At 61.8% G+C, this 14,102-nt stretch carries 17 protein-coding genes; 11 read left to right on the top strand and 6 right to left on the bottom strand.

Annotated elements, in window-relative coordinates; genetic code table 11:
• Positions 1 to 28: 28 nt before the first annotated feature.
• Positions 29 to 373 carry a hypothetical protein gene (locus J2X24_RS03645; protein ID WP_209716808.1) on the top strand — a complete coding sequence of 115 codons (345 nt, stop codon included), beginning with the start codon at positions 29 to 31 and terminating at the stop codon, positions 371 to 373.
• Positions 374 to 486: 113 nt separating this feature from the next.
• Here J2X24_RS03645 and J2X24_RS03650 read toward each other — a convergent pair whose 3' ends face one another.
• From J2X24_RS03650 to J2X24_RS03660, 3 genes are read right to left on the bottom strand one after another with little or no spacing between them, the layout of a single operon-like run.
• Entirely contained in the window at positions 487 to 1,083 is a 597-nt protein-coding gene (locus tag J2X24_RS03650) for an alpha/beta fold hydrolase (protein WP_209716811.1), read from the bottom strand.
• On the bottom strand, positions 1,080 to 2,228 hold the full coding sequence (locus J2X24_RS03655; RefSeq protein WP_209716814.1) for a sialidase family protein: 1,149 nt from the start codon (positions 2,226 to 2,228) through the stop codon (positions 1,080 to 1,082). Before J2X24_RS03655 ends, J2X24_RS03650 begins: the two co-directional genes overlap by 4 nt.
• Positions 2,229 to 2,232: 4 nt before the next feature.
• Entirely contained in the window at positions 2,233 to 2,883 is a 651-nt protein-coding gene (locus J2X24_RS03660) for an alpha/beta hydrolase (RefSeq protein WP_209716816.1), read from the bottom strand.
• Positions 2,884 to 3,078: 195 nt separating this feature from the next.
• Here J2X24_RS03660 and J2X24_RS03665 point away from each other — a divergent pair, with 195 nt between their 5' ends.
• From J2X24_RS03665 to J2X24_RS03710, 10 genes are all read left to right on the top strand, one after another.
• Positions 3,079 to 3,615, top strand: a complete 537-nt coding sequence (locus J2X24_RS03665; protein ID WP_209716819.1) for an Rrf2 family transcriptional regulator — start codon at positions 3,079 to 3,081, stop codon at positions 3,613 to 3,615.
• A complete protein-coding gene (locus J2X24_RS03670; RefSeq protein WP_209716823.1) occupies positions 3,612 to 4,724 on the top strand; it encodes a cysteine desulfurase family protein in 1,113 nt (370 codons plus the stop codon). The genes J2X24_RS03665 and J2X24_RS03670 overlap by 4 nt, the downstream gene beginning before the upstream one ends.
• Positions 4,724 to 6,190, top strand: a complete 1,467-nt coding sequence (sufB, locus tag J2X24_RS03675; protein ID WP_209716826.1) for a Fe-S cluster assembly protein SufB — start codon at positions 4,724 to 4,726, stop codon at positions 6,188 to 6,190. Before J2X24_RS03670 ends, sufB begins: the two co-directional genes overlap by 1 nt.
• Positions 6,187 to 6,459: a hypothetical protein gene (locus J2X24_RS03680; RefSeq protein WP_209716830.1), complete on the top strand. Its 273-nt coding sequence runs from the start codon at positions 6,187 to 6,189 to the stop codon at positions 6,457 to 6,459. The genes sufB and J2X24_RS03680 overlap by 4 nt, the downstream gene beginning before the upstream one ends.
• A gap of 8 nt (positions 6,460 to 6,467) precedes the next feature.
• Entirely contained in the window at positions 6,468 to 7,217 is a 750-nt protein-coding gene (gene sufC, locus J2X24_RS03685) for a Fe-S cluster assembly ATPase SufC (RefSeq protein ID WP_209716833.1), read from the top strand.
• On the top strand, positions 7,214 to 8,095 hold the full coding sequence (locus J2X24_RS03690; RefSeq protein ID WP_209716837.1) for a SufB/SufD family protein: 882 nt from the start codon (positions 7,214 to 7,216) through the stop codon (positions 8,093 to 8,095). Before sufC ends, J2X24_RS03690 begins: the two co-directional genes overlap by 4 nt.
• A complete protein-coding gene (locus J2X24_RS03695; RefSeq protein ID WP_209716840.1) occupies positions 8,085 to 9,299 on the top strand; it encodes an aminotransferase class V-fold PLP-dependent enzyme in 1,215 nt (404 codons plus the stop codon). Before J2X24_RS03690 ends, J2X24_RS03695 begins: the two co-directional genes overlap by 11 nt.
• A 68-nt stretch (positions 9,300 to 9,367) precedes the next feature.
• Positions 9,368 to 9,712 (top strand): SUF system Fe-S cluster assembly protein, encoded by a 345-nt coding sequence (locus tag J2X24_RS03700; protein WP_209718239.1) that lies wholly within the window; start codon positions 9,368 to 9,370, stop codon positions 9,710 to 9,712.
• Between the two features lie 2 nt (positions 9,713 to 9,714).
• Positions 9,715 to 10,107 (top strand): HesB/IscA family protein, encoded by a 393-nt coding sequence (locus J2X24_RS03705; RefSeq protein WP_245344432.1) that lies wholly within the window; start codon positions 9,715 to 9,717, stop codon positions 10,105 to 10,107.
• Positions 10,108 to 10,111: 4 nt separating this feature from the next.
• Positions 10,112 to 10,534, top strand: a complete 423-nt coding sequence (locus J2X24_RS03710; protein WP_209716844.1) for a RidA family protein — start codon at positions 10,112 to 10,114, stop codon at positions 10,532 to 10,534.
• 12 nt (positions 10,535 to 10,546) lie between these two features.
• On the opposite strand, the gene J2X24_RS03715 is transcribed toward J2X24_RS03710, so the two are convergent.
• From J2X24_RS03715 to J2X24_RS03725, 3 genes are all read right to left on the bottom strand, one after another.
• Positions 10,547 to 11,290 (bottom strand): lysophospholipid acyltransferase family protein, encoded by a 744-nt coding sequence (locus J2X24_RS03715; protein ID WP_209716847.1) that lies wholly within the window; start codon positions 11,288 to 11,290, stop codon positions 10,547 to 10,549.
• A gap of 80 nt (positions 11,291 to 11,370) precedes the next feature.
• The gene (locus tag J2X24_RS03720) at positions 11,371 to 12,432 is read right to left on the bottom strand and encodes a GGDEF domain-containing protein (RefSeq protein WP_209716850.1); all 1,062 of its coding nucleotides are present in this window, start codon (positions 12,430 to 12,432) and stop codon (positions 11,371 to 11,373) included.
• A gap of 109 nt (positions 12,433 to 12,541) precedes the next feature.
• Positions 12,542 to 14,041 (bottom strand): DEAD/DEAH box helicase, encoded by a 1,500-nt coding sequence (locus J2X24_RS03725; protein WP_209716853.1) that lies wholly within the window; start codon positions 14,039 to 14,041, stop codon positions 12,542 to 12,544.
• Between the last annotated feature and the right edge of the window lie 61 nt (positions 14,042 to 14,102).

The raw sequence follows: 14,102 nt of genomic DNA on the forward strand, positions 1-14,102 counted from the left end.
GAATGTGATGCGGATATGGATATGTGTGTTGCTTGTTGGGTTGGCGACCAGCGCGGGGGCGCAAGGCTCGGCCATCCCCACGGTCTTTCAGGGCGAGTGGAGCCAGTCGCTTGAGACCTGCGCCGATCCGAACGAAGATGCGAACGGCCTGACGATCGGCGCGGCTTCACTGACTCTTTATGACGGCCGGGCCACCGTCGCATCGGTCGAGGCCGAGAGCGCGACAAAGATCACGGTTGTCGCGGACTGGAACGCCGAAGGCCGGAGCTTCCGCGAAACGCATCAGCTCATGGTGTCCGACGATGGCGACGAACTGTCGATCACGGGCATTGGCCGCGACGGCAAGGCGGTCATGATCCGCTGCCCGGCGTAACCTTCTCCTCCCTGTCGCGCAGCGATGGGGAGGTCGGGTGAGCGCAGGCGGATATAGTCCCGGCAAGCGCAAGGAGAAAAGGAGAAGAAGGAAGAGCAGACGACCGCGGCGTGTTACTCCAGAAACGCCCGGATGCTTTCCACAACCTCATTGGCACGCGCATGGATCAGGTCGTGCTGGCCGCCCGGCACCACCATCAGGCTTGCATCAGGCAAGTGAGCCTCAAAATGCTGGCCGACCGCAATCGGACTGATCGGATCATTATCTCCCCAGACCAGCAAACAGGGCTGATGCACCTCCGCCAGGCGCGCCGATACGTCCGGCCGCTCCGACATCACCCAGTCGGCCACATGCGCGAACTCTTCGCGGTAATTGATCCGCCAGTCGATGGCGCCCAATTCCTCGACGTCCATACCGCCGGCAGTGACCGCGAGCACGATCCGCCGCACCTTGTCCGGGTTTCGCAAGGCGAGGGTCAGCGCGATGGCGCCGCCCATGGACTGCGCCAGCAGATCGACCGGCGCGTCGCCAAGCCTTGCTTCAACCAGCGCGACCAGGTCATGATAGGAATTCACCTTCGGATCGGCCGGATTTTCACCCAAACCCGGCCAGGCGAAATAGACCTTGTCCCAACCGACCGGCAGCATGTCCCCCAGCGGCCGCCAGAATTCGGCCGAACCGCCGACGCCGGGCAGGAAAAACAGCCTCATTTCGCAAGCTCCCTCAATGGCACGCGCGTCAGTTCGACGTCTTCCTTATTGGTCGCGTAAGCCACATAGAGCCAGTCGCTCCAGATGACGCTTTTCGGATAGGAATAGCCGGGCCGCTTGTACTGGCCTGGATAGCGAAGGGGCTGGAGATCGTCCTTGCCGCGCAACCGATAGGATCGATCGAACACCCGGCCGTCGTCGCTCAACGTCACAGCCAGCGGTATGCGCACCTTGTCGACGCCGACGGCCGTGGCGAAATAGGCCGTGCCGTCGGGCAGGTTGCCGGCGCTCTGTTTGGCGCGCGCATCGGGCATATTGGTCAAAACCGGCGTCGTCCAGGTCTCACCGCGATCGCAGCTTTCCGACGCCAGTTGCCTGAAGCTTTCGGCCTGGTCGCGAAAGACCATCACCACGCAACGCCCGCGCATGAACAGGCTGGGTTCCAGTTCGCGGCTTACCTTGCCGTCGTGCGGCAGATTCACCATCCGCCCGCGCCGCCAGCCACTGACAGCTAGAAGATCGTCGGTATAGAAGGGTGCGACGATCATGCCCGGGCGGACATGAAAGGCCGTCACGGTGCGGCCGTCGCCAATTGCATGCGGGTCCTGTTCGATAATGCCTTCGACCGGTTTGCCGTCAGCGCCCATGACGCGCTTGCGGTCGGACCAGACGACGCCATCACGGCTCGTCATATATTCGGTATAGCCACCATCACCTGACTGAAAACCGGTCGGCCAGACATTGATATAGGCGACCAGCGTCTCGCCATCCGTCCACCAGCCACCGCTGGAGTGCATCTTCGGCCCAGGCCCCGACGGCACCAAGGCCTTAGGCGCGGACCACCTCTTGCCGTCGTCGCTGACGCTCCACGCCACCCAGGTGTCGGGGGAATCCTCGTCTTTTAGTGAGCTTTGCCACTGGGCGTACAAACGCCCCTTGAACGGCATCAGGACGACGCCGTTGCTGAACCGGTCGGTGGCTTCACCGGGTTCGAATATGGTGATGGTTTCCGCACCCGGTGCGGGCAGCAAACCGAGATCGCCAGGCTTGGACGGATCGAACACACCTGGCGCTACAGAGTAGGGCACTTCGGCGGCCGCCGGCGCCGCTACAAACAGAGACGCCACCAGCCACCAAGCCCTCATGAGCCTATTCCTTGCTGGCAGCCATCCGGCGGTCGATATAGCCGCCGACGTGGCGTTCGACTTCGCTCAGGTGCTCGGTCCAGAAGTGGTTGGCCTCGGGGATGACTTCCGAATCGATCTGGATACCCTTTTGGGTCCTCAGCTTGGCAACGACGCGGTCGACTTCGGTCGTGGGCACGATCGAATCGGCGCCGCCGTGCAGGAACATGCCGGACGCCGGGCAGGGCGCCAGGAAGCTGAAATCATAGGCATTGGTCGGCGGCGACACCGAAATGAAGCCGTCGGTTTCGGGACGGCGCATCAGAAGCTGCATGCCGATATAGGCCCCGAAGTCGTAGCCGGCGACCCAGAACTGTGCCGCCGTCGGGTTCTTGGCCTGCAGCCAGTCGAGCGCGGTGGCGGCGTCAGCCAGTTCGCCAACGCCCGAGTCAAACTCGCCCTGGCTCTTCTGCACGCCCCGGAAATTGAAGCGCAGCACGGAGAAACCGCGCGTCATGAACAGGTGGAACAATTGCACCGTGACCGGATTGTTCATATGGCCGCCCGCCTTGGGATGCGGGTGCAGGATCAGCGCGATGGGCGCGTTCTCGGTCTTGCCCTGGCTATAACGGGCTTCGATGCGTCCGGCGGCTCCGGCCAATATGACTTCAGGCATTCTTCACCTTGAGAGTAGCAAAAATCTTTTGCACCGCAGCGTATAATTCTTGACTGTTTTAGTCGGAAATTTTAAATTCCGCCAAGACCGCAAAGCGCACCGGGGCAACGCGCCTCTTAGCACAAAGATTTGGCTTTGCGCAGGTTTTTGCAATCATCGCGAACTTTGCCCGCGGATTGCGCGAAAGGACACCACATGCGCCTGTCGACCAAGGGACGATATGCCGTCATGGCCATGACCGACCTGGCATTGAACGGCCAGGCCGGCCGTCCGATTTCGCTGTCGGAAATTTCGGAACGCCAGCAGATTTCGCTGTCCTATCTCGAACAGTTGTTCGCGCGCCTGCGTAAGGCGGGCCTGGTCAGGAGTGCGCGCGGCCCCGGCGGCGGCTATACCCTGGCGCGGATGGCGGGCGATCTCTTCGTGTCCGAAATCGTGCTCGCTGTCGATGAGCCAATCAAGGCGACGCGCTGCCAGCTGACGTCGAACAAGCTCGGCGCCAACAAGAAGCTGGGTAAGGAACAGGCGGCGCGCGAAATCGGCTGCATGCCGGGCGGTCAGCGCTGCCTGACGCACAATCTGTGGGAAGATCTGGGCGTGGCCATCCACGACTACCTGTCGCAGGTCTCGCTGGAGGACGTCATCCGCAAGCGCACGCGTAAGAAGGTTCATATTTCGACGCCGGAAATCCCTGTGCCTGCGCGCGTCATGCTGGAGGTGCCGGCCGAATGACGGTGCTGTACCTCGATCACGCGGCTACATCGCCCCTGCGTCCCGAGGCGCGGGAGGCGTTCTTGCGCGCCTGCGATCTGGGCGGCAATGCGTCGTCGGTGCATGGCATTGGCCGCAAAGCCAAGCTGCTGCTGGAGGAAGCGCGCAACGACATATTGTCGGCGGTAATGGCGCTGGGGACGGGTGGGCTGGTCTTTACCTCAGGCGGCACCGAAGCCAACGCCTTGGGACTATGTCAGGCTGAGGGCTACGACTATATCGTCCTTTCGGCCGGGGAGCACGACAGCCTCTTTGGCGCCGTCAAGGACGCGTTCATTGCGCCTTTGACGTCCGGTGGCGCAATCGATCTGGTAGCGCTGAAAACCCTGCTCGAGCGCGACGGCAGGCCGTTTGTCTGCGCCATGCTGGCCAATAACGAAACGGGCGCGGTGTCGGACATCGCGGCCGTGGCGGCCCTGGTGCATGCGCGCGGTGGCTGGCTGCACGTCGATGCCGTCCAGGCGCTGGGTAAGATAATCGTCGATTTCACCGGCTTAGGCGCCGATTCGATGGCCCTGTCGGCCCACAAGGTCGGCGGGCCCCAAGGCGTCGGCGCGCTGGTCTATGATCGCGACCGCACGCTTAAGCCTTTGATCGGCGGCAGCGGCCAGGAGTACGGCCTGCGCGCCGGTACCGAAAACATCCCGGGCATTGCCGCCTTTGCCGCCGCCGTCAAAGCTGCAGGCAATGGCAGTAATGACCTCATTGCGGCTCAGTCCGTGATCGAAGCCGCGCTTAAAGTGCAGGGCGTTACCATTCTTGCCGAACAGGCCGCGCGCGTTGCCGGGATCCTGTCCATTGTTCAACCGCGCTGGCCGTCAAATCAGCAATTGATTCACATGGACATGGCGGGTATCTGCGTCTCCTCCGGTTCGGCCTGCTCATCGGGCAAGGTCAAGTCCAGCCGCGTCGTCACGGCGATGGGCTTTCCGTATCTGGCCGACAAGGTTCTGCGCATCTCTTCGGGCTGGACGACCCAGCCAGAGGATTGGCATCGCTTTTTTGATGTCTGGTCAAAGGGTTATGAAATGTATCTCAAGCGCCGCGTGCGCGAAAAGGAATTGAGCTAGTGGCTGCTGTCAAGGAAACCATCGATACGGTCGCCAAGCTTGAAACCTATGAGCATGGCTTTGTTACCGACATCGAAATGGACTTCGCCCCCAAGGGGCTGAATGCCGACATCGTGCGCTTTATTTCGGCCAAGAAGAACGAGCCGGAATGGATGCTGGAGATGCGCCTGGCCGCCTTCGAGCGTTGGCTGTCCATGGAAGAGCCAACCTGGGCCAAGGTCGACTACACGCCGGTCAACTATCAGGACCTCTACTACTACGCCGCCCCCAAGCAGAAGGTGGCGCCGAAGTCGCTGGATGAGATCGATCCGGAAATCCTCAAGACCTATGAAAAGCTCGGCATTCCGCTGAAGGAACAGATGGTCCTGGCCGGCGTCGAAGGCGCGCCGAAATACGCGGTTGATGCCGTGTTCGACAGCGTGTCGGTCATCACGACCTTCAAGGACGAACTGAAGAAATCCGGCGTGATTTTCTGCGCGATTTCAGAGGCATTGCGCGAATATCCTGACCTGGTGAAGCAATATCTCGGCTCAGTCGTGCCGGTGTCGGACAACTATTTCGCCGCGTTGAATGCCGCCGTCTTTTCGGATGGGTCTTTCGTCTATGTCCCGCCGGGCGTACGGTGTCCGATGGAGCTGTCGACCTATTTCCGCATCAATGCCGAAAACACCGGCCAGTTTGAACGCACCCTGATCATCGCCGACAAGGGCGCCTATGTGTCCTATCTCGAAGGCTGCACGGCGCCGATGCGCGACGAAAACCAGCTGCACGCGGCGGTCGTCGAGCTGATCGCGCTCGATGACGCCGAAATCAAGTACTCGACCGTGCAGAACTGGTATCCCGGCGACGAAAACGGCAAGGGCGGCATCTACAACTTCGTCACCAAGCGCGCCGATTGCCGCGGTGCGCGCTCGAAAGTGTCGTGGACCCAGGTCGAAACGGGTTCCAACATCACCTGGAAATACCCATCGTGCATCCTGCGCGGCGACGACAGTGTCGGTGAGTTCTACTCGATCGCCGTCACCAACGGCGCGCAGCAGGCCGATACCGGCACCAAGATGATCCATCTGGGCAAGAACACCCGCTCGCGCATCATCAGTAAGGGCGTGTCCGCCGGCAAGTCGTCCAACACCTATCGCGGCCTGGTCTCGGCCCACGCCAGGGCCACCGGCGCGCGCAACTTCACGCAGTGCGACAGCCTTTTGATCGGCAAGACCTGCGCGGCGCACACCGTGCCTTACGTCGAAGCCGACACCGCCAAGGCGCAGTTCGAGCACGAAGCGACAACGACGCGTCTGTCGGAAGACCAGCTCTTCTACGCCATGCAGCGCGGACTGACGCAAGAGGAGGCGGTTGCCTTGCTCGTCAACGGCTTTGTCCGTGACGTGTTGCAGGAACTGCCCATGGAGTTCGCCGTCGAGGCCCAGAAACTGGTCGCCATCAGCCTTGAGGGGAGCGTGGGATGACGGCTGTTTTTCAGCGCCACCCTCTGGCGCTGGTCTTTATGGCTGTTACCGCAATGGCGGTCGTTTATCCTTTCCGAATGGAGGGAGGGACATACGAGGTGTTGTTCGGTCTGGTAGTCTTGCTGTGGTTGGGCCTGGTCGCCATCAGCTTCCGCGCCAAAACTTGGAAAGGCGCAGTCGCTCTCGGCGTCCCCGTTGCACTGGTCATTCCCTATTTCGCAGTCCTGATTAGCGTCAGCTGTTTTTTCTTTGAGCTATGTGTCTCCTAGGACGTTCAATGCTTTCTATCCAAAACCTCACCGCTGCCGTTGACGCGAAAACCATCCTGAAGGGCCTGACGCTCGAAGTGCCAGCCGGCGAAGTCCATGCCATCATGGGCCCCAATGGCGCCGGCAAGTCGACGCTCGGCTACGCTCTGGCGGGCCGTCCCAACTACGACATCACCGGCGGCAGCGTCACCTTCAACGGCGAAGACCTGCTGGACAAGGAAGTCCACGAACGCGCAGCGGCGGGCCTCTACCTGTCCTTCCAGTATCCGCTGGAAATCCCGGGCGTGCCGGCTCTGACCTTCCTGCGCACCGCGCTCAATTCGCAGAAGAAGTTGCGCGGCGAGGCCGAGGTGACCGCCCCGGAATTCCTGAAGAAGGTCCGCGAAGTCGCCAAGTCCCTGCGCATCGACATGGACATGCTGAAGCGCCCCTTGAACGTCGGTTTCTCCGGCGGCGAGAAAAAGCGCATGGAAGTCCTGCAAATGGCCATGCTGGAGCCGAAGTTCCTGATCCTCGACGAGACGGACTCCGGTCTCGATATCGATGCGCTTAAAGTGGTGTCGGACGGCGTCAATGCCTTGCGCGCGCCGGATCGTGGCATGCTGGTCATCACCCACTATCAACGGTTGCTCGATCACATCAAGCCCGACCAAGTCCACGTTCTGGTCGCCGGCAAGATCGTCCGCTCGGGCGGGCCTGAACTGGCGCTTGAACTCGAAGCCCACGGTTACGACCAGTATCTGGGAGTTGCGGCGTGAGCCTAACCGCGCTCGATATCTTCGATCCGTCGTCCTACCCGACGCGCCGCGACGAGGAGTGGAAGTACTCCGACCTGTCGCGTGCCCTGCGCGTCGTGCCACAGGCCGATGACGTCCACCGCCTGAGCGACCGCATCGTCATCGCCGCCGGTGAAACGGTCGTGCGTTTCGAGACCAGCACGGGCGAGGCGGCCGTCACCCACGAAGACCTGCATTTTGCTGTAGGCGAAGGCGCCAGGCTGACTCGCGTGGTCATTCTTGACGAACCCGAAGACGCCGTCTCGATCCGCCGCTCAACCGTTGAGACGGCGCCCGGCAGCGTCTTCAAGCAGTACGTCTTTTCGACCGGCGCCAGGTTCCAGCGCTTCGAGACCCACGTTACCCATGCCGGTCATGGCGCCGAAGTCGAGATGAACGGCGCCTACCTGCTGAAGGACAAACGCCACTTCGACCTGACGACCCGCGTCAATCACGCTGAAATCAACGGTATAACCAATCAGATGATCAAGGGCCTGGTCAAGGATCAGGCGACGGGCGTGTTCCAGGGCCGCATCTATGTCGAACGCGGCGCCGACGGCACCGACGCGCGCATGCGCCACCAGGCGCTCATCCTGAACGACGGCGCCCATGTTCGCGCCAAGCCTGAGCTGGAAATCTACGCCGACGACGTGCAATGCGCCCACGGCAACACCATCGGCGCTTTGGACGAATCCGCGCTCTTCTTCTGCCAGACGCGCGGCATGGATGAACCGACCGCCCGTGCGCTGCTGACCCACGCCTTTGTCATGCCGGTCGCCGAAGCGATCGAAGACGAAGCCCTGCGTGCCAAGGTCCTCGAATTCCTCGAACGCGAGGCGGAGACCTATCATGCCCTTTGATGTCGCCCGCGCCCGCGAAGACTTCCCGATCCTGAGCCGCCAGATCAACGATAAACCGTTGATCTATCTCGACAGCGGCGCGTCGGCGCAAAAGCCCAACGCCGTCATCGACGCCATGAGCCACGCCATGCGCCATTCCTATGCCAATGTGCATCGGGGCCTGCACCGCTTGGCCAATGAAACGACCGACGCCTATGAGGCTGGCCGCGAGACCGTTGCACGCTTCATCAAGGCCGACGTCAACGAGATCATCTTCACCAAGTCGGCGACCGAGGCGATGAACCTGATCGCCCACAGCTTCGGCGACGGACTGAAAGCCGGCGACGTCGTGCTGACGACCGAGATGGAGCACCACGCCAATATCGTGCCGTGGTACATGCTGGCCGAACGCAAGGGCGTTGAGCTCAAGTACGTGCCGATCCTTGATGACGGCTCGCTCGATATGGCGGCGTTCGATGCCGTGCTGACCGATCGCGTCAAGATCGTCGCCGTCACGCATATGTCGAACGTGCTGGGCACGATCAACCCGATCAGCGAGATCATCCAAAAGGCCCACGCCGTCGGAGCCAAAACGGTGATCGACGGCGCGCAAGGCATCGTCCACCTCGATGTCGATGTGAAGGCGCTCGACGCCGACTTCTACGTCTTTTCGGCGCACAAGCTCTATGGCCCGACCGGTCTCGGCGTCCTCTACGGCAAGGCCGAGTTACTTAACGCCATGCCGCCGTACCAGGGTGGCGGAGAGATGATCGCGCGCGTCACCAAGGACAAGATCACCTGGAACGAGCCGCCGCACCGTTTCGAAGCGGGCACGCCGGCCATTCTCGAGGTCATCGGGCTCAAGGCCGCCATCGACTGGCTATCGCAGTTCGACCGCGCCGAGGTCGTTGCCCACGAACATGTGCTGTATCAACGCGCCTATGACAGGCTGACCCAGATCAACAGCCTGCGCGTCCACGGCACCGCCGAAGGCAAGGGCTCGATCCTGACGTTTAGCTTAGGCCAGGCCCACGCCCACGACGTGGCGCAGATTCTCGACCGCTATAATGTGGCCGTGCGCGCTGGCACCCACTGCGCCGAACCGCTGATGACGCGGTTGGGTGTCACCTCTACCGTCCGGGCGTCCATCGCCCTATATAATACCGAAGAAGAGATCGACGTCCTGGCCGAAGCCGTCGCCAAGGCCCAGTCGTTCTTCGCATGAGTGATGATATGAGCGAAGCCCAGACCACGCCCGATACCGAAACGCACAGCCTGTTCAGCCTGGACGACATGGGCGCCAACCAGCCGTCGGCGCTGGAGCAGGCCGAGCTTGACCGGCTGACCGACGAACTGATCGCCGCCTTCAAGACGATCTTCGACCCGGAAATCCCGGTCGACATCTACGAGCTGGGCCTGATCTACCGCGTTGACGTCTCGGACGACCGCGACGTCGTGGTCGACATGACACTGACCGCGCCGGGCTGCCCCGTCGCCGGCGAAATGCCGGGCTGGGTCAATGACGCCGTCATGAAGGTCGAAGGCGTCAAATCCTGCGACGTCAATCTCGTCTTCGATCCGCCGTGGGACTCGTCGCGCATGAGCGATGAGGCCAAGCTGCAACTGAACATGTTCTGATCATGGACATCCAGCCCTCCATTACACCGCGCCCGCGCCGTCCACGCCCCGCAGTCGTCTCGCTGACCGACGCCGCCGCCGAGCAGGTCAAGGCCATCATGGCGCGTGCCGACAAGCCCTATGTGGGTCTGCGCGTCGGCGTCAAGCAGGGCGGCTGCGCCGGCCAGGAGTACGTCCTGAGCTATGCCGAAGAGGCCGGTCCGATCGATGAGGTCATCACCGACAAGGGCGTGACGATCCTGATCGAGCCAAAGGCCGTTCTGTACCTGGTCGGCACGGTCATCGACTATGAGACGACGCAGCTGGCATCGAAGTTCGTCTTCCAGAACCCAAACGAGACCGACGCCTGCGGCTGCGGTGAAAGCGTGACCATCAAACCGGCAGCGGCGGAGTAGGGCGATGAAAACGGTCGGACTGGGTGTGGCGTTGTCGTTAGTGCTTACCGGTCCGGCCCTTGCCCAGATCGAGCGCGAATACGTCAATCCGTGGGAAAAGGAGATCGGCTACGCGCAGGTCGTCCGCCACGGCGACACCCTCTATCTTTCTGGCATCACCGCTAATGGCGCGACGCTATCCGACCAGATGACGGCCATTTATGGCCAGATCGGCAAAATCCTGAAAGGCCGTGGGCTCGACAGCACAGCCATCGTCAGCGAAACCATCTATACGCGCGACATGGAAGCACTGAAGGCCGCGATACCGGTGCGCAAATCTTTCTACAAAGATGGCCAATTCCCGGCCTCGTCCTGGGTGCAGGTGGAGCGTCTCTTCAATCCCGATCTGCTACTTGAAATCGAAGTGAGGGTTGCTCTAAAGCCCTGAGAGACCCGAGGTTCAGGCCGGGACCAGTACAGACGGCGTAAATGGCTCCCCAGTCGCCTCGCTGATCAGTTGCTGCGAGCGGGTTTCGATGCGGTCACGCAGCGTATTGAGAAATTCGTCCTTGGCCATGCCGGGCTGGATGGGCTCCAGGAATTCCAGCACCGCCGTGCCGCGCGTCTTTTTATAGTGCTCTTCCTGCCAGAACAGGCCGAGATTGGTCGCCACCGGTACAACGGGCATATCGAAATTGTTCATCATGTGCCACACGCCCGAACGGTAGCGGCGATAGGTGCCCGGCGCGTTCAGGTGGCCTTCCGGATAGATCAGGATGCTGCGGCCGTCCTTGGCGGCATCGGCCGAACGCGTTGCCAAAGCTTTACGCGCTTCGTGGCCACCGCAATTATTGACGACGATGGCGCCGAGCTTGCGGAGCAGGGTGCTCATCAGCGGGAATTTTTCGAGGTGGTCGCCGGTGACGAAGGCTAGGTCGCGGAACTGCGAGTAGATACAAAAGCCGTCACCCCAAGAGTGGTGCTTGCAGGCGAAGATGACCGGCTGCTGCGGGACATTTTCGCGGCCACGGATCTCCAGCTTGATGCCGGCGAAGACGCGCATCGCCCACACCATGCGGCGCGTATAGCGGTGAATGACCCAGCTAACCGGCTTACGGCCCGGAAACAGCGTCAGGATCAGCGCGGTGACGCTATAGAATACGGACAGGGTCCAGTAGGCGATGGCGAACAGAAAGCTGTTCATGGCGTTCCCCTCAACAACGAACAAACGGATTTGAACATTGTTCAAATCCGTTTGCAAGTATTAAATCATCAGGAAGCTGCTTAAGCGGCGCTTGAGTCCGGGATCGCGCTGCCCGTGGCGACCGTGACCTTGTTGCGGCCCGCGTTCTTTGACTGGTAAAGGGCCTTGTCGGCGCGGTCGAGCAGGTCGAAGGCGTCTTCGCCATATTCACGCTGGGCGATGCCGGCCGAAACGGTGACGGTGCCCAGATCTTCGTTGGTGGAGCGGCGCTTGAGCACGCGCGAGGCGATTTCCTGGCGGGCTTCATTGAGGATGCGTTCGACGACAGCCGCCGTTTCACCCGGGAAGAGCAGGCCGAATTCCTCACCGCCGTAACGGGCGGCCAGGCGCGGCGCGCGACCGATGCGGGCCAGGACGCTGGCGACGTAACGCAGGACCTGGTCACCCGTCTGGTGGCCCCAGGTATCGTTGAAACGCTTGAAATGGTCGATGTCGAGCACGGCGAGGGTCAGCGGCGCGCTGTCGTCGTCGCTGTCGCAGTGAGCATCCAGCGCTTCGTCGAACGACTTGCGGTTGGCAAGGTTGGTCAGCGCGTCCGTCATGGCTTCCATGCGGACCTGGTCGAGGTGCTTGCGCAGGCGGTTCACTTCGCGCGACGAGTCGATCAGACGCGATTCGAATTCGACGTGATGGTTGAGAACCTGGTTCGTGGCGTCGGTCAGGCTCTGGACCAGCCCCTGCAGGGCGGCGGCGTCGACCGCGCTCATCGAACGCTTGGCGCCTTCCAGCGTGTCGCTGTAGGTCTTCTGGGTCTTCTGGGCTTCCGAGATGATCTCGGTGATCGAGGTCAGTTCGCGCGTCAGCTTCAGGCCGGCGTCGCGGACTTCATCATTGAGTTTGAGGCGGGCGATAAACTTGCTGGCCAGGCTTTCGGATACGTCCTCGGTGATCTGTTCACCGGCCTTGACGAGGCGGTAGATTTCCTGGGCGAGGGGCGATTCCGGGTCACCGGCGACATAGAGCCAGAGTTCGTAGTTCAGCGGCGTCGGCCAAACGCCGTGTTCCTGCATCAGTCGCAGCGCCTCGTTCGCCAGTGTGTAGGCGCTTGGGCTTCTTACGCTGATCTCTATGTCGTTATTCATTGAGCGTCCTCTGGCGTCCGCGGAGAATCAGGGGACCGATTCTCTTCGTAACAGGGGCACTCTAGCCAAACTTCTCTGACAGGCGGTTAACGCCGTAAATATTTTTGGCTCAAGCCTTTACGGGAGCAGGGCGCAGCATGAAGGCCGGCACGTGATCACCGAAGGGCGAGTTGCTGTCCGGCTCGCGTTCGGCGCGTCTGGACTCACCGCCACGCGCCGGCTTCTCGGAAGACTTCTCAGAAGGTTTTTGGCTCGTTCTTTGGCTGCTCTTGCGGGCCGCCTTTTCAGGCACGGGCTCGGACGTTTCGGCCACGGGCTCAGCTTGGGTCAACGGTGTCGTCGCGGCCTGGGGGCTGTCCTCGGTCCTGCGCGGCTTGCGGTCGCGTCCACGCGCCCGATCCTTATCGCGCCCCCGATCCTTGTCACGGCCGCCGCGCGCCGGACGATCACTGCGCGGGGCGTCGTCCAGCGCCGCGTAGTCAACATCGAGATCGAGCACGGCCGGCTCTTTCTTGATGAGCTTGATGACCTTGTCGTAGTTCTTTTCGTCGGCGGCCGACAGAAGCAGATAGGCTTCGCCGGTCCGGCCGGCGCGGCCGGTGCGGCCGATGCGGTGGACGTAGTCGTCGGCGTGGTGCGGGACGTCGAAATTGAAGACGTGGCCGACATTCGGGATGTCGAGGCCGCGCGCGGCGACGTCCGACGCCACCAGCAGTTTCAACTCGCCGTTGCGGAAGGCGTCAAGCGTCTTCATGCGCAGCGCCTGGTCGAGGTCGCCGTGAATGGGGGCGGCATCGAAGCCATACTTGGCCAGCGACTTGGCGACGATATCGACGTCGGTCTTCTTGTTGCAGAAGACGATGCCGTTCTTGATATCCAGCGTGGAAATGAGGGCGCGCAGGGCGATCCGCTTGGCGCGGACGTCGCGGTGCGGGACCTTCAGCACGTACTGGGTAATATTTTCGTTGGTCGAGGCGGGACGGGAAACCTCGATACGCACCGGGTTCTTCAGGAACTGGTTGGTCAGACGCGTGATTTCCGGCGGCATGGTCGCCGAGAAGAACAGGGTCTGGCGCGTTGGCGGCGTCAGCTTGAAGATGCGTTCGATATCGGGAATGAAGCCCATGTCCAGCATTCGGTCGGCTTCGTCGACGACCATCAGCTGGACGCCGTTGAGCATGACCTTGGACCGTTCGAACAGGTCGAGCAGGCGGCCCGGCGTGCAGATCAGCACATCGACGCCCTTGTCGAGTTTGGCGACCTGGTCCCCCATCGAGACGCCGCCGATGAGCAGGGCCCAGTTCAGCTTATGGAACTTGGCATATTTCTCAAAGGCTTCAGCGACCTGGTCGGCCAGTTCGCGCGTCGGCGCCAGGACGATGGCGCGCGGCATGCGGGCGCGCGACCGGCCGGCGGCCAGCCGCTCGATCATGGGCAGGGTGAAGGCGGCGGTCTTGCCAGTGCCGGTTTGGGCGATACCCAGGACGTCAAGCCCGGTGAGGGCGACAGGGATGGCCTGCTCCTGGATCGCGGTCGGGGTATCATAGCCGGTTTCGGCAATGGCCTTGAGGACCTGTTCGCCCAGGCCGAGGTCGCTAAACTTTGTCATGGGCGTCCATTGCTACTTTACGGGCCGGTAGTCAATGATTGTCACGGGGTTTGGGGTCCGA

This window comes from Asticcacaulis solisilvae (assembly GCF_017875235.1).
Taxonomy (GTDB): domain Bacteria; phylum Pseudomonadota; class Alphaproteobacteria; order Caulobacterales; family Caulobacteraceae; genus Asticcacaulis; species Asticcacaulis solisilvae_A.

Coding starts and splice junctions, on each gene's coding strand:
- J2X24_RS03650 (WP_209716811.1), bottom strand. CDS start 1,083: ATGAGGCTGTTTTTCCTGCCCGGCGTCGGCGGTTCGGCCGAATTCTGG.
- J2X24_RS03655 (WP_209716814.1), bottom strand. CDS start 2,228: ATGAGGGCTTGGTGGCTGGTGGCGTCTCTGTTTGTAGCGGCGCCGGCG.
- J2X24_RS03660 (WP_209716816.1), bottom strand. CDS start 2,883: ATGCCTGAAGTCATATTGGCCGGAGCCGCCGGACGCATCGAAGCCCGT.
- J2X24_RS03665 (WP_209716819.1), top strand. CDS start 3,079: ATGCGCCTGTCGACCAAGGGACGATATGCCGTCATGGCCATGACCGAC.
- J2X24_RS03670 (WP_209716823.1), top strand. CDS start 3,612: ATGACGGTGCTGTACCTCGATCACGCGGCTACATCGCCCCTGCGTCCC.
- J2X24_RS03680 (WP_209716830.1), top strand. CDS start 6,187: ATGACGGCTGTTTTTCAGCGCCACCCTCTGGCGCTGGTCTTTATGGCT.
- sufC (WP_209716833.1), top strand. CDS start 6,468: ATGCTTTCTATCCAAAACCTCACCGCTGCCGTTGACGCGAAAACCATC.
- J2X24_RS03695 (WP_209716840.1), top strand. CDS start 8,085: ATGCCCTTTGATGTCGCCCGCGCCCGCGAAGACTTCCCGATCCTGAGC.
- J2X24_RS03700 (WP_209718239.1), top strand. CDS start 9,368: ATGGGCGCCAACCAGCCGTCGGCGCTGGAGCAGGCCGAGCTTGACCGG.
- J2X24_RS03705 (WP_245344432.1), top strand. CDS start 9,715: ATGGACATCCAGCCCTCCATTACACCGCGCCCGCGCCGTCCACGCCCC.
- J2X24_RS03710 (WP_209716844.1), top strand. CDS start 10,112: ATGAAAACGGTCGGACTGGGTGTGGCGTTGTCGTTAGTGCTTACCGGT.
- J2X24_RS03715 (WP_209716847.1), bottom strand. CDS start 11,290: ATGAACAGCTTTCTGTTCGCCATCGCCTACTGGACCCTGTCCGTATTC.
- J2X24_RS03720 (WP_209716850.1), bottom strand. CDS start 12,432: ATGAATAACGACATAGAGATCAGCGTAAGAAGCCCAAGCGCCTACACA.
- J2X24_RS03725 (WP_209716853.1), bottom strand. CDS start 14,041: ATGACAAAGTTTAGCGACCTCGGCCTGGGCGAACAGGTCCTCAAGGCC.